Consider the following 13,955-nt stretch of genomic DNA (forward strand, 5'->3'; position numbering starts at 1 on the left):
ATGAGTAAGACCACGCAAGCACCCAAGGCGCTGCGCGGCGTCGGCAACTTCATCGACGACCGCTTCCACCTGGCCAAGACCGGCGAGAAGAACCTGCGCAAGGTCTTCCCGAACCACTGGTCGTTCATGCTGGGTGAGATCGCGCTGTACTCGTTCATCATCCTGCTCGTCACCGGCGTGTTCCTCACGCTCTGGTTCAAGCCGAGCATGCTGGAGGTCGTCTACGACGGCTCCTACGAACGCCTCCAGGGCGTTCCCATGAGTGAGGCGTTCGCCTCGACCCTGCACATCGACTTCGATGTCCGGGGCGGGTTCCTCGTTCGTCAGATCCACCACTGGGCCGCCCTGATCTTCGTGGCCTCGCTGGTGGTGCACATGCTCCGGGTGTTCTTCACCGGTGCGTTCCGCAAGCCGCGTGAGATCAACTGGCTCATCGGTGTCGCCATCTTCGCCCTGGCCATGGTCGAGGGCCTCTTCGGCTACTCGCTGCCGGACGACCTGCCCTCGGGCATGGGTATCCGGATCCTCCAGGGCGTGATGCTGGCGATCCCGCTGGTGGGCTCCTACATCTCGATGTTCCTGTTCGGCGGGGAGTTCCCCGGCGAGGACATCATCACGCGTCTGTACATGCTGCACGTGCTGCTGCTCCCGGCGATCCTGCTGGCGCTCATCGTGGCGCACTTCATGATCCTTTGGCACCAGAAGCACACGCAGTATCCAGGGCAGGGACGAACGGACAAGAAGGTCGTCGGAACACCCATGTTCCCGGCCTTCGCGGTCAAGGCGGGTGGATTCTTCTTCTTCACCTTCGCCGTGATCGCCGGTCTGAGCGCGTTCGTCCAGATCAACCCGGTCCACCTGTTCGGCCCCTTCACGCCGACGTCCATCACCTCCGGTCTCCAGCCGGACTGGTACATGGGCTTCCTGGAGGGTTCGTTGCGCATCTTCCCGAACACGCTCGACTTCACGATCCCGATCGGCCAGGGCTATCCCATCGTCACGGCGGTGCTGATCCCGGGTCTGGGCATCATGGGTCTGCTCTTCGGTGCGCTCGGAGCCTGGCCGTTCATCGAGCAGTGGATCACCGGTGACAAGCGTGCCCGCAACGTCGCCGACCGTCCGCGCAACGCTCCGACCCGTACGGCTCTGGGCGTCGGCGGCATCGTCTTCTACGGCCTGCTCTGGCTCGCCGGTTCGAACGACATCCTGTCGGAGACGTTCTCGATCAACCTGTACCTGACCACGTACATCTTCCGTGTACTGATCTTCGTGGGTCCGGTCCTGGGCTACGTCATCACCAAGAGGATCTGCCTGGGTCTGCAACGTCGTGACCGGGAGACCCTGGAGCACGGCTACGAGAGCGGCATCATCCAGCAGCTCCCCAGCGGTGAATTCATCGAGGTCCACAAGGAGAGCTCGGCGGAGACCACCCACGTGCTGGAGAGCAAGCCGGTCATCTCCTCCACCGCGCTGGAGGAGCCCGAGACCGACGACAAGGGCGTGGAGAACCCCAACGCCCGCAAGGGCATGGGCAGGTTCCGTCGCGCGCTGGCCCACTGGTACACGAAGGACAACGTCTCCTTCGAGGGGGTGGAGGCCCACACCGGGCACCACCTGCACCATGGAGCCGAGAACGAGGGCAAGGGCCACTAAGGTCCATCGGGGTGCGCCCCGAACAGTCGAAGGACCCGGCCGTCGAGCGCGGCCGGGTCCTTCGCGTTGTGCGTCCGCCTTCGAGGCGCTGTATCGCACGCTGCGTCCTCGAACCCGGTCGAGGCGACCTCGGGTTCCCAGCGCGTGTCCGGTCCCCTCCCGGAGGTGTTCTCACGCCTTCCGGCCGCCCCTGGCACGAAGAGAGGGGGTCGACGCCCGACCGGGCGTCGACCCCCTCTCGAAGATCATTGGAACCCACGCGTCGACCAGGTTCTGTTTTGTGAACCACGGGGGGTCACCCGTTCGGGCGCCGTCAGGCCCTGTCTTCTGCAAGCCCGGGGAGGTGTCGTAGGCGGGATCCGAGGAACGAGGATCACACCGTAGGCACCGAAGGTTCCTGACTTTTTGGGGCGCCCGAACACGCCGAAGCGCCGGCGGAGGCTCTAAAAAACACTGCCTAGCCCGCGTAGATGTCGTCGATCTCCTTGCTCCACTGCTTGGAGACCACGTGACGCTTGACCTTCAAGGAAGCGGTCATCTGGCCGCCCTCTTCGGTGAAGTCGTGCGGCAGGATCTTGAACTTCTTGATGCCCTCGGCCTTGGAGACGGCCTTGTTGGCGTCGTCGACGGCCTCCTGGATCGCCGCGTTGAGGTCGGCGTCCGTGGTCAGGTCGGAGATCTCACCGCTCTTGTTCTTCTGCTCCTTCCAGAGCTGGAAGGACTCGGGGTCGATCGTGACCAGGGCCGCGATGAACTTGCGGTTGTCACCGACGACCATGCACTGGCTGACCAGGGCGTGGGCGCGGATCCGATCCTCCAGGACGGCCGGGGCGACGTTCTTGCCGCCCGCGGTCACGATGATCTCCTTCTTGCGACCGGTGATGCTCAGGAACCCGTCGTCGTCCAGGGAACCCAGGTCACCGGTGCGGTAGAAGCCGTCCTCGTAAGCCTCGGCGGTGGCCTTCTCGTTCTGCCAGTAGCCGACCATGATGTGGTCGCCCTTGAGCAGGATCTCGCCGTCGTCGGCGATACGGATGGTGGTGCCCGGCATCGGCTGGCCGACAGTGCCGATCTTGTTGAAGCCGGGACTGTTGACCGAGGTCGGGGCGGTGGTCTCGGTGAGACCGTAACCCTCGACGATGGTCAGGCCGGCGCCGCGGAAGAAGTGACCCAGACGCGCGCCCAGGGCGGAACCACCGGAGACCGCGTACTTGGCCTCGTTGCCCAGACGGTCCATCAGCTTGCTGTAGACGAGCTTCTTGAACAGGCCGTGCTTGAGCTTGAGCGTGAACGGCACGCTGCCCCTGCCCAGCGCCTGGCTGTACTCGATCGCGGTGTCGGCGGCGAGGTTGAAGATCTTGCCCTTGCCCTCGCTCTCGGCCTTCTGCTGGGCCTTGGTGAAGACCTTCTCGAACACGCGGGGGACCGCGAGGAGGAAGGTGGGCTTGAAGACGGAGAACTCGTCGATCAGGTCCGGGCCGGTGCTGGGGTAGTGACCCAGGACGGCCTTGCCCTCGATGACCATGACCTGGACGAAACGCGCGAAGACGTGAGCCAAGGGGAGGAAGAGCATCGTGGAGGGGACGCCCTCGTGCTCCTTGATGATGGGCTTGGCGGGGCCCTCCAGGGCCGAGTGCGCGATGAAGAGGAAGTTGCGGTGCGTCAGCTGACAGCCCTTGGGCCGGCCGGTGGTGCCGGAGGTGTAGATGAGGGTGGCGAGGTCGTCGGCCTTGACCGAGGTGCGACGCTTCTCCAGGTCCTCGTCGCTGACCTCGGAGCCGCCGGAGCGCAGGGTCTCCAGGTCGTCGCCGTCGAACTTCCACACGTTGGCGAGCTCGGGGGTCTGGTCCTTGACGGACTCGACGCGCTCGGCGTGGGCGTCGGTCTCCACGAAGACGGCCTTGGCCGCGGAGTCGGAGAGGATCCACTGGACCTGCTCGGCGGAGGAGGTCTCGTAGATCGGTACGACGATGGCGCCGACCGCCCAGACGGCATAGTCGATGGCGGTCCACTCGTAGCGGGTGCGCGACATGAGGGCGACGCGGTCTCCCTGCCCGATGCCCGCACCGATGAGGCCCTTGGCGTATCCGACGATGTCATCGTGCAGTTGCTCGACGGTCACGTCGAGCCACGGGCCGGCTCCGGTCTGCTCTTGACGGCGGGCGGCGACGGCCTTCGGCTCGGTGGCCGCGCGCGCAAAGAGCGTGTCGGTCAGCCGTGCCTCGTCGGAGATCTCGGGCTTCGCGGGAGAGCTGTATTCGCGCACGTGGTTGCTCCTGGACATGTACGGGTGTGGTGGATGGGGACGTGACGACCGTAACAACACGATCCTACTCGTGAGTAGGAAGGGTTGTCGTTCGGTATCCAACGGTGATGCGGGCTTGACGTGCTGGGGGCGGGAGAAGGCACTGCCCAGGTCGCTTTCCCGGCCCTTCCCGCGTCGGTGCCAGTGTGAGGCCATGCCCGGCACCCGTCTGGAATGTACGCAGGTCAGGTGGGTGATCAGGGCTGCTCCTCACGCGGGGCAAGAGACTATCGCCTGCCGTGACCTTCGTGCACATCCTGTACATACCAGTTCTTTGTGTCGGTTCGGCCACCCGTCGCTTCCGCCGGCGTGTGCCCCTTCCGATTCCTCCCAACGTGGTCGGGGCCCCGAGTCATCCCTGACTCCTCCCTGAACCTGCCCTGAGTGGTCCGCGCGCGCCTTCCCCGTGCGGTTACCGTGATGCCACGGACGACAGGAGGCTCGCCAGAGATGACCGAGAACAACGACGGACGGAACAGTTCCCGCAACGAGGGCCCCGACCTCATCGACGATGCCTTGCGGCTGGTCGACACGCTCCAGCGCAAGCTGCTCGCGGCGGGTGTGCGGCGCGGCGTGAACGCGGTCACCAACCCACAGCCGAAGGGCGACGTGTGGGAGGAGGCCATCCGGATGGAGAGCGAACGGGAACGCCCTCCGTTGGAGGAACTCGCCGAAATCGTGCGCAAGAGCGCCCCGGAGGTCGCCGGTCACCTCGGGCGGGCGGGGTTGTCCCTGGCCGGCGCGCTGGGGCGGACCTGGGGCGTGGTCGAGCGCGGCCTGGAACAGGGGCGCGCGGAGGCCGAACGCGCCCGCGCCCAGAGGGAGGAACGCGAGCGCGACGACCGTGCGCGTGACGAGCGGATGCGCCGTGAGTCCTCGACCGACGATCCCTCCGCCGGCGAGGAGGACGAGAGCCGAGGTGAGGCGTAGTCGTCACCGGGGTGTTCCCGGCGTGTGGAGCCTGGTTTAATCGAGGGGTTTGCACCATTTGAAAACCTGATTACATCAAGCCCGCTACTTATGTCAGGTTTTGGGCGAAAGTGTGAAGGAGCCGCCCCCATGCCGACCATCGGCGTAGACATCGGTGGAACCAAGGTCGCCGCCGGTGTCGTCGACCACGACGGGCAGATCCTGGACAAGGTCAAGTACCCGACCCCCGCCAACGACCCCGGCCAGCTCGCCGACACCGTCGCCAAGGCGGTGGAGGAGCTGCGCGGCCGCATCCCGGACACGCCCATCGAGGCGGTCGGAGTGGGTGTGGCGGGCTTCGTCGACGAGGACCGCTCCACCGTTCAGGTCGCCGTCAACCTGGGGCTGCGCGACGAACCCCTCAAGGAACGCGTCCAACAACGGGTCGAACTGCCCGTGGTCATCGAGAACGACGCCAACGCCGCCGCGTGGGCCGAGTTCCGCTTCGGCGCCGGCCGCGACAGCGACCACGTCGTCTGCGTCACCCTGGGAACCGGGATCGGAGGCGGTCTCGTCCTCGGGGGAGAACTGCACCGCGGACGCTTCGGTGTGGCCGCGGAGGTGGGGCATTACCGGATGGTGCCGCACGGACGCCGCTGCGCCTGCGGCAACCACGGCTGCTGGGAACAGTACGCCAGTGGCCGTGCGCTGGTCGCCGAGGGCCAGGACCTGGCCCGCACCGAACCCGAACACGCCCGTCGCATGCTCGAGATCGCGGGCGGGACCGTGGACGGCATCGGCGGTGAGTGCATCACCCAGGCCGCGTTGGAGGGCGACGCCGCCGCCTTGGAATGCTTCCGGACCGTGGGGGAGTGGGCGGGGCTGGGCCTGGCAGACCTCGCGGCCATCCTCGACCCCGAGTGCTTCGTCCTGGGTGGAGGCGTCTCCGACGCGGGCGACATCATCCTCGACCCGGTCCGGGCGTCCTTCGCCCGACACGTCTCCGGCCGACCGGGGCGTCGCCTGGCCGAGGTCCGGGTGGCCGAACTCGGCGGTGCCGCCGGCATCGTCGGCGCCGGCGACCTGGCCCGGCACTGATCGGTCCGTACCGACCCGCCCGACCCGCCCGACCCGCCGACACGGTGTCGGCGGGTCGGGCACATGTGAGGGGGCCGGTACCGAAGGAGTGATCTCCTCCGGTACCGGCCCCCTCGGGCGTTGCCCGGAGCCTCAGGCGCTCTCGGGGTCTGCCTTCGCCTTCTCCGCCTTCTTGGCCTCCTTGAGGGCCTTGCGTTCGGCCTTGCGCTCCGTGCGCAGGGACCGTCGACGGTCCCTGGCGTCGGCGTGCTCCTCGCGTCGGGCCTCCTTGGCCTCCGCCTCCAGCTCGTTCTTGACCGACTGGGCGTAGCGGTCCACGTATTCCTGGCCGGACAGCTCCATGAGCGCGTACATGATCTCGTCGGTGATCGCGCGCAGGACCCGCTGGTCCTTCTCCATCCCGTAGTAGCGGGAGAAGTCGAGCGGCTCACCGAACACGACCTTGGGGCGCACACCCAGCTTGGGGACGGTGCGGCCGGGGGGCATGATCTTGTCCAGGTTGATCATGGCCATCGGGACGACCGGGGCCTTGGCCTCCAGCGCCAGTCGGGCCACACCGGTGCGGCCACGGTAGAGCTTGCCGTCGGGGGAACGGGTGCCCTCGGGGTAGATGCCGAGCAGGTCACCGCGCTTGAGTACGCGCAGACCGGTGCGCAGCGCCGCCTCGCTGGCCTTGCCGCCGGACCGGTCGATCGGGATCTGGCCCACGCCGGTGAAGAACGCCTTGCTGACGAACCCCTTCACGCCGGTGCCGGTGAAGTACTCGGCCTTGGCGAGGAAGGTGATCTTACGGGGCAGTGGCAAGGGCCCGAAGAAATGGTCGGAGAACGAGAGGTGGTTGCTGACCATGATGGCCGGGCCCCGTCTGGGCACGTTCTCCACGCCCTCGGCGCGGGGCTGCCACAACACGGCCAGGACCGGCCCCAGGATCGCCTTTACCACCCAATAGAACATCGCTTCAGATCACCCCTGCACACGCGGGGAGCATTGGGGCAGGGTCTGCCACGTCTCACTGTCCCGCTCGGCCGACAACGAACACCCCACACGGCGACGAGGGAGGTTGACTCGGGTCATCCTCCCACCACGCACGAGTGACCACCAACGTGTCCGGAACCGGACGCCGGTGTCCGTCGTGGGGAGGGGCCGTACCGCGGGGCACAATCGAGGATACTCACCGGTCGGGCTCGGTCGGGGGCCGACCCACGCCACGGGAACACGCGAACCCGGGAACACGCCCGGCCCACGCATGGTTCGGGCAAGGGAACGTTACCGTGCACTCGATGACAAACGCTCGTCCGAGCGACTAGCCTCACGGCTGGGGAGTCCACCATCCCGATCCCCCTGCCGCACGATCCCCGGGAGACGCCCAGTGAGACCGACCAGCACCCATCCCCTCATCCCGGGGGCGGACCCCTACAGTCACGTCGGGTCCCGCACTGGTGTGCTGCTCTGCCACGGGTTCACCGGCTCGCCCTACTCGATGCGCCCCTGGGCCGAGTACCTGGCCGAGTCCGGACTCACCGTAGAACTGCCCCGCCTGCCCGGCCACGGCACCACCTGGCAGGACATGGCCACCACCGGAAGCGACGACTGGTACGCCGCCGTGGAGGCGGCGCTCCTCGACCTCTCCGCGCGGTGCGAGGAGGTGTACGTCATGGGATTGTCCATGGGCGGGGCCCTCAGCCTGCGCCTGGCCCAGGAGAACCCCGACGTGGTGAGGGGCGTCGTGCTGGTCAACCCGTCCCTGACGGTGGAGGATCACCGACTCCCGTTCATCGCGCCCATCCGTCACCTCGCGGCCCGCTTCCTGCCCTCCACCCCCGGGGTCGGCAGCGACGTCGCCCTCGAACCGGCCGGTGAGGGCGGATACGACCGGGTCCCCACCGCGGCCGCCGCGACACTCCCGAAGCTGTGGCGCGAGGTTCAGGGCGGCATGTCCGGTTTGCGCGCGCCGATCCTGGCCTACCGCAGCGCACAGGACCACGTCGTGGGACCGGAGAGTCTGCGTATCCTCGCCAGGAGAGCGATCAACACCCGGCTGACGATCCACCTGCTCCACGACAGCTACCACGTGGCGACCCTCGACCATGACGCCGCCACCATCTTCGAGGGCAGCCTCGCCTTCGTGCGAGAGCTCAGTAGAAGCGAGGAAGGAGCCGACCGATGACGCAACGTCGGGGCAACGGCCTGCTCGCCGACGCCTACGTCCCTTTGATCCTCCTCGCGCCGTCCCACGCCGACCTCATGCTGGAGGCACTCCGGCGCAGTGGCATCGCGGCCTACGCGATCCCCTTGGCGGAGGACGTCCTGGAGCCCACCGGTGGCCAGGTCGAGGACCCACCGACGGACCATCTGTACGTCGACGCCGAGGAACGAGGCGCCGCCGCGGAAGTATTGGGCTCCGAGTTGCCCGACCTGACCGGCACCGACCTGCTCGCACCGCGCTCCGACCCCCGTACCGAGGGGGAGGACGAACCCGGCCCGGAGGCCTCCGCCGCCAAGGAGGGCCCCGAACCTCCGATCGGCGGCGATCTCCTTGACGGCCCCGCGACCGACCTGGCCGACGGGACCGGGCGCTCCGACGACGACGCGGTCTGGAACGACCTGGTCGCCCGTTTCTACGACGAGGACGAGTCCGCCGGTGAACAGCGTGATCGGATCGCCTGGCCGGACGCGGAGAACCTCGACGCACCCGACGAGCGCGACACCGAACTCGGTGACATCCTCGCCGACCTATCCCGCGAGACCGAGGACGACGATGAGGCCCGTGAGGAGGACCGGCGCCGGGCGGAGGCCGAGCGGGAGGGCCACTACGAACCCCCACCGCCCTCCCCACTGATCCAGGGGGACCGGGTCGGTATCGCCGCCTGGTTCGGCCTCCTGGGTGTGCCGGTGCTGCTTTTCGGCGCCGCCTTCCTGGGAATCTCCCTGCCCGACTGGTCGATGCTGCTGGGAGTCCTGGTGTTCCTGGGCAGTTTCGTGGCGCTGATCCTGCGCATGACCGACTCCCGTTCCTCGGGCGACAACGGTCCCGACGATGGGGCGGTGGTCTGAGCCCTGGGCTTCGACGTCCCCCTTTGGCGCACCTTCGCCCTCTACCGGGCCATCACCCTGGTCCACGCGCTGGTCATGGTCGCCCGGAACCACGAGTACCTGGAGCGCCCCTGGATCGCCTGGCTCACCCTGGTGGTGATGGCGATCTGGACGGTGGTCACCCACCAGGTCTACGCCGTCCCCTCCCGGCGCACCTCCCGATTCCTGTGCGCCGACCTGCTGGTCGCGTTCGGCTGTCTGTTCGCCACCGCCCCTGCCGCGGCCCCCTTCTACCTCACCCAGGCCCCGCCGCTGAGCGCCTACTGGTTCGCCGGTGCCGCCTTGGCCGCGAGCGTCATCCGGGGTCGGCGAGGGGCCGCCACGGTCGCCATCGCCTATGGGATCGCGGACCTGACCCTGCGCGTGATCATGGACGCCGCCATCACCGGGGCCACCGCCCGGGGCGTGGTCCTGCTGTTGCTGACCGGCCTGGCCGTGGGCTATATGGCGCGGGTGTCCGAACAGGCGGAGGAACGCTTCGCCCAGGCCGTCGCCCTGGAGGCGCGCATCCGGGAACGGGAGCAACTCGCCCGTTCCATCCACGACTCGGTACTCCAGGTGCTGGCCCTGGTGCGACGGCGCGGTGACGAGATCGGGGGAGAGGCCGCGGATCTGGGGCGGATGGCCGGCGAACAGGAGGTCCGGCTCCGGTCCCTGGTCGCGGACGGCCTGGGCGCCCCGGCGGCGCTCCCGGGCGCACCCGCCGGGGCGGCGGGTCCCTTGGACCTGCGCGACCTGCTGCGTCCCCTGGAGACGGTACGGGTCACCGTCGCCGCGCCCGCCACCCGCGTAGAACTGCCCGACCTCACCGCACGCGAGCTGACCGCCGCGGTCGCGGCCGCCTTGGACAACGTCGAACGGCACTGTCCGGAGGGGACCCGGGCCTGGGTGCTCGTGGAGGACGAACCCGACGCGGTCGTGGTGACCGTGCGCGACGACGGCCCCGGCATCCCACCGGACCGGCTGGAGCGGGCGCGCGCCGAGGGCCGTCTGGGGGTCGACCAGTCCATCCTCGGACGCGTGCGCGATCTGGGCGGGAGCACCGAGATCCACAGCGAGCCCGGGGAGGGCACCGAGTTCGAGATGCGTGTGCCCCGATCAGCCACCTGAGACCGGAAGTCGACGCTCGCGACGCTCCGACTCACAGGGGCGGGCCATCGCCGGGTTCCTCCTGGTGGGAGAAGCGTTCCTCGCCCCAGGGGTCGGCCCGGTTGTGGTAGCCGCGGTCCTCCCAGAACCCGCGGCGATCGCCCACCATGTACTCCACCGAGCGAAGCCACTTCACGCTCTTCCACCCGTACAGGTGCGGCACCACCAGGCGTAGGGGGAAGCCGTGTTCCGGGGTGAGCGGGGCCCCGTCGCGATGGGTGGTCAGCAGCACCCCGTCGGCCAGGAAATCGTCCATGCGCATGTTGGCGCTGTAGCCGTACTCGCCCCAGGCCATCACGTGGGTGGCCTCGGGGGCGGGCGGTGCCAGCCGCACCAGGTCGGTGGCGCGCACCCCGCCCCAGTGCACGTCCGGGACGGTGAACCGCATCACGCAGTGGAAGTGGCGCACCTCCCGGGCACGGGGCAGTTCGCAGAACTCGTTCCAGTCCCACCGGTAGGTGCCCAACGATTCGGTGGCGCCGAACACGCGAAAGTCCCACCGTCCCGGTCGGAAGGAGGGGACCCGCCCGTAGTGCAGCGGCTTGTGTTCGCGGCGTACCGCCTGTCCCGGCGGCAACCCCTCCCGGTCGTCTCCCGTACCGTCGGCCGCCGACCCCTCGGACACTCGGTTCCCTCCGCAAGACTCGTTCGCCCGCCGGCGTCCGCCGACGGACCGTACGCGCTCCACACCGATGTGGGAGCACGGCGTCTGCCATCCTGTCAGGCGCCGACGAGAGCCAGATCACTCACCCCGGACGTGCGCGCCCGCCGTGGCCGTGCGCTATAGTCACAGCCATGCAGCGGAACTTTTGGCGCTTTTATGGCTACCGGCCCATCTCCCCGGTCGCCTGTAAAGCCCTGCGCTGACACAGACGACTCACGAGGAGCCCCGGGCCGGAAAAGGCCCGGGGCTCCTTTGCGTTCCACCGGACCGGACCGGCCAGGCGAGACGACTCAGCGGCACTGCCGCCCAACCGACGAACAGGGACAACCCACATGGTCATCGTTATGGCACCGGACGCCACCGCCGACAACATCGACGCACTCGTCGAGCTGGTCACCTCCTCCGGGGGTGAGGCGTACGTGACCCGCGGTGTCAGCAGGACGATCATCGGTCTGGTCGGCGACGTCGAGCGGTTCCAGGACCTGGGTCTGCGAGCCAAGCCCGGGGTCGGCGACGTACTGCGCATCTCCGCCCCGTACAAGCTGGTCAGTCGCGAGAACCACGACAGCCGCACCGTCGTCAGTGTCCGGGGCGTGCCGATCGGCGGTGAGAACATGACCGTCATCGCCGGTCCCTGCGCGGTCGAGACGCCCGAGCAGACCCTCGCCGCGGCCCACATGGCCAAGGCCGCCGGCGCCGCCCTTCTGCGAGGTGGCGCCTACAAGCCCCGCACCTCCCCCTACGCCTTCCAGGGACTGGGCGAGCAGGGCCTGAAGATCCTCTCCGACGTGCGCGACGAGACCGGCATGCCGATCGTCACCGAGGTCGTGGACGCCGCCGACGTCGACCTGGTCGCCTCCTACGCGGACATGCTCCAGATCGGCACCCGCAACATGCAGAACTTCGCGCTTTTGCAGGCCGCCGGTGACGCCGGCAAGCCCGTCCTGCTCAAGCGCGGCATGAGCGCCACCATCGAGGAATGGTTGATGGCCGCCGAGTACATCGCCCAGCGCGGCAACCTCGACGTCGTGCTGTGCGAGCGCGGCATCCGCACCTTCGAGAAGGCCACCCGCAACACCCTGGACATCAGCGCGGTCCCGGTGGCGCAGAACCTCACCCACCTGCCGGTGATCGTCGACCCGTCCCACTCCGGTGGCAAGCGCGACCTGGTCCTGCCGCTGTCCCGCGCGGCCATCGCCATCGGCGCCGACGGCGTCATCGTGGACGTGCACCCCAACCCGGAGACCGCCCTCTGCGACGGCCCCCAGGCCCTGGTGGAGGAGGACCTGAGCGTGCTGCGCGACGTCGCCGGCACCCTGGCCACCCTGAGCGGACGCACGCTCACCCCGGCCCCGACGCGCGAGCTCGCCGACGTGTAGCCCTGCTCGTTCTGAGCCTGCGCCGACGCTTCGGTGCGCGTTCGGGCACCCTCCGTGGTGCAGTGGGCAGCGTCAGAACGAAGGGAGCGGTGCCCTCGGGGCACCGCTCCCTTCGTGGTCGGTCGGTCAGAGGGCGGGCACGGCGGTGGCCGCGGCCGGCACGACGCCCTTCCTGGGCGCCGCGTCGCCCAGGAAGCTGGGCTTGTGCACCTGAGCGGTGGTCAACAGGTACTCGGCGAGCTCCTCGGCGTCCATCCGCTTCTCGATCGTGCGCAGGTCGGCGATCTTGGCGGCGGTCTCCACCTGACGCGGGGTCAGCATCGTGCAGCAGTCCTCGTCGGGCAGCTCCGAGATGGCCAGTGTCCCGATCTTGCGGGCCTGGTCCATGATCTCGGTCTTGTCCATGCCGATGAGCGGCCGCAGGATCGGCATGTCCACCGCGTCGTCCAGCGCGGTCAGGTTGGTCATCGTCTGGCTGGAGACCTGTCCCAGGGCGTCGCCGGTGATCAAGCACTCCGCACCCAGGTCGTCGGCCAGGGCCTCGGCGGTCTTGAGCATCAGCCGCCGCTGGGCGACGATCTGCAGGCGCTCGATGCCCGAGCTCTTCAGCTGCTGCTGAGCCTTGCCGAAGGGCACCACGAACAGGCGCGAACCCACCTGGTAGCGGTCGATCTGCCGGACCAGGCTGTAGGCCTTGTAGATCGACTCGGGGCCGGTGAAGGGCATCCCGGAGAAGTGCAGGAAGTCGACCTTCAGCCCGCGTCGGATCATCCGGTGCGCGGCCACGGGCGAGTCGATGCCGCCCGACATCAGGACCAGGCCACGACCGCTCATCCCGGCGGGCAGACCGCCCTGGCCGGGGACGCCGTCGGTGAAGACGAACGCCTCGTCCTTGTCGATCTCCACGTACAGGGTGTTGTCGGGACGCTTGAGGTTCACCTTGTAGCCGTGCGCCTCGATGATCTTGGAACCGAGGAAGCCGGCCAGCTCACCGGAGTTCATCTCGAAACGCTTGTCCCGGCGGCGGGCGCGCACCGCGAAGGTGCCCTCGCGGTCGGCCATGGAACGCACGGACAGGTCCACGATGGCGTCGAGGTCCTTGCGGACCCGGCGCACCAGGTGCACCCACACCACGCCCATGACGTTGGCCATGCGGTCGGCGATCTCGGCGATCTCCAGGTCCGACGCCTCGGGCTTGCGCACGATGATCACGCCGGCGCCGCGCTGGGAGAGACGGATGTCGCCCAGGTCGCGGACCGAGGAACGGATGTTGTTGTGCAGCCGGCGCTCGAACAGCTTGCGGTTGGAACCCTTGAGGACGATCTCTCCGAGCTTCATCAGCACGCAGAGCTCGCCGAGCCCGGCGTCGGCTCCGACCTCGGTTGCGGGGATCGGCGCGGACTCCAGCGACGCGGACATGGTGCTTACCTCCGGAAAAGATGATGCCTTCGTGCCCGGTGAGGCGGGAGGGGGTGGGTGGTGGGACCGGGCGTGCCCACCGTTGTCTTCCAGTATCGAACAATCCAAGGAGCGCTCGGTACATTCCCGGACCGGTCGCCGGACACGCGAACGGCCCCTCCCGGTGTGGAAGGGGCCGTGGAACGCCGGCGCAAGCGCTCGAACACGCCGAAGCGCTAGCGGAGGCGCTCAGCGGCAGGGGTTGCCGTTCGGGCGCCGTCAGGCTCTGTTCTCTGGAAACCCGGGG

General features: G+C 68.5%; 11 protein-coding genes. 7 read left to right on the plus strand and 4 right to left on the minus strand.

All coding sequences use genetic code 11. From position 1 onward, the window contains the following. A complete protein-coding gene (gene qcrB, locus NLI01S_RS19190; protein ID WP_067606576.1) occupies positions 1–1,653 on the plus strand; it encodes a cytochrome bc1 complex cytochrome b subunit in 1,653 nt (550 codons plus the stop codon). A gap of 457 nt (positions 1,654–2,110) precedes the next feature. On the opposite strand, the gene NLI01S_RS19195 is transcribed toward qcrB, so the two are convergent. Next, a complete protein-coding gene (locus NLI01S_RS19195; RefSeq protein WP_067606578.1) occupies positions 2,111–3,919 on the minus strand; it encodes an AMP-dependent synthetase/ligase in 1,809 nt (602 codons plus the stop codon). Positions 3,920–4,408: 489 nt separating this feature from the next. Between NLI01S_RS19195 and NLI01S_RS19200 the strand changes: the two genes are divergently transcribed. Next, positions 4,409–4,888, plus strand: coding sequence for a hypothetical protein (locus tag NLI01S_RS19200; RefSeq protein ID WP_067606580.1), 480 nt, complete (start codon positions 4,409–4,411; stop codon positions 4,886–4,888). Between the two features lie 129 nt (positions 4,889–5,017). Further along, the gene (locus tag NLI01S_RS19205) at positions 5,018–5,965 is read left to right on the plus strand and encodes an ROK family glucokinase (protein WP_067606582.1); all 948 of its coding nucleotides are present in this window, start codon (positions 5,018–5,020) and stop codon (positions 5,963–5,965) included. A gap of 132 nt (positions 5,966–6,097) precedes the next feature. On the opposite strand, the gene NLI01S_RS19210 is transcribed toward NLI01S_RS19205, so the two are convergent. Beyond that, positions 6,098–6,919: a lysophospholipid acyltransferase family protein gene (locus NLI01S_RS19210; protein WP_067606584.1), complete on the minus strand. Its 822-nt coding sequence runs from the start codon at positions 6,917–6,919 to the stop codon at positions 6,098–6,100. 415 nt (positions 6,920–7,334) lie between these two features. Between NLI01S_RS19210 and NLI01S_RS19215 the strand changes: the two genes are divergently transcribed. The 3 genes from NLI01S_RS19215 to macS are packed head-to-tail and all read left to right on the plus strand — an operon-like array spanning position 7,335 to position 10,168. After that, on the plus strand, positions 7,335–8,132 hold the full coding sequence (locus tag NLI01S_RS19215) for an alpha/beta hydrolase (protein ID WP_067606586.1): 798 nt from the start codon (positions 7,335–7,337) through the stop codon (positions 8,130–8,132). After that, positions 8,129–9,019: a hypothetical protein gene (locus tag NLI01S_RS19220; RefSeq protein WP_067606588.1), complete on the plus strand. Its 891-nt coding sequence runs from the start codon at positions 8,129–8,131 to the stop codon at positions 9,017–9,019. The genes NLI01S_RS19215 and NLI01S_RS19220 overlap by 4 nt, the downstream gene beginning before the upstream one ends. Before the next feature lie 57 nt (positions 9,020–9,076). Next, entirely contained in the window at positions 9,077–10,168 is a 1,092-nt protein-coding gene (macS, locus tag NLI01S_RS19225; RefSeq protein WP_371850622.1) for a MacS family sensor histidine kinase, read from the plus strand. Between the two features lie 31 nt (positions 10,169–10,199). Here the strand turns inward: macS and NLI01S_RS19230 are convergent, their stop codons facing one another. Further along, entirely contained in the window at positions 10,200–10,832 is a 633-nt protein-coding gene (locus NLI01S_RS19230; RefSeq protein WP_190318527.1) for a molybdopterin-dependent oxidoreductase, read from the minus strand. 371 nt (positions 10,833–11,203) lie between these two features. Here NLI01S_RS19230 and aroF point away from each other — a divergent pair, with 371 nt between their 5' ends. Beyond that, positions 11,204–12,250 (plus strand): 3-deoxy-7-phosphoheptulonate synthase, encoded by a 1,047-nt coding sequence (gene aroF, locus NLI01S_RS19235; RefSeq protein ID WP_067606592.1) that lies wholly within the window; start codon positions 11,204–11,206, stop codon positions 12,248–12,250. A gap of 126 nt (positions 12,251–12,376) precedes the next feature. Here the strand turns inward: aroF and thiI are convergent, their stop codons facing one another. After that, on the minus strand, positions 12,377–13,669 hold the full coding sequence (gene thiI, locus NLI01S_RS19240; protein WP_067606594.1) for a tRNA uracil 4-sulfurtransferase ThiI: 1,293 nt from the start codon (positions 13,667–13,669) through the stop codon (positions 12,377–12,379). Positions 13,670–13,955: the final 286 nt, after the last annotated feature.

The sequence above is a fragment of the Nocardiopsis listeri NBRC 13360 genome (genome assembly GCF_001570765.1).
Taxonomy (GTDB): domain Bacteria; phylum Actinomycetota; class Actinomycetes; order Streptosporangiales; family Streptosporangiaceae; genus Nocardiopsis; species Nocardiopsis listeri.

What these genes read in the sequence shown, in the direction of transcription:
- aroF (WP_067606592.1), top strand. Translation starts at nt 11,204, where the DNA reads ATGGTCATCGTTATGGCACCGGACGCCACCGCCGACAACATCGACGCA.
- NLI01S_RS19200 (WP_067606580.1), top strand. Translation starts at nt 4,409, where the DNA reads ATGACCGAGAACAACGACGGACGGAACAGTTCCCGCAACGAGGGCCCC.
- qcrB (WP_067606576.1), top strand. Translation starts at nt 1, where the DNA reads ATGAGTAAGACCACGCAAGCACCCAAGGCGCTGCGCGGCGTCGGCAAC.
- thiI (WP_067606594.1), bottom strand. Translation starts at nt 13,669, where the DNA reads ATGTCCGCGTCGCTGGAGTCCGCGCCGATCCCCGCAACCGAGGTCGGA.
- NLI01S_RS19220 (WP_067606588.1), top strand. Translation starts at nt 8,129, where the DNA reads ATGACGCAACGTCGGGGCAACGGCCTGCTCGCCGACGCCTACGTCCCT.
- NLI01S_RS19210 (WP_067606584.1), bottom strand. Translation starts at nt 6,919, where the DNA reads ATGTTCTATTGGGTGGTAAAGGCGATCCTGGGGCCGGTCCTGGCCGTG.
- NLI01S_RS19205 (WP_067606582.1), top strand. Translation starts at nt 5,018, where the DNA reads ATGCCGACCATCGGCGTAGACATCGGTGGAACCAAGGTCGCCGCCGGT.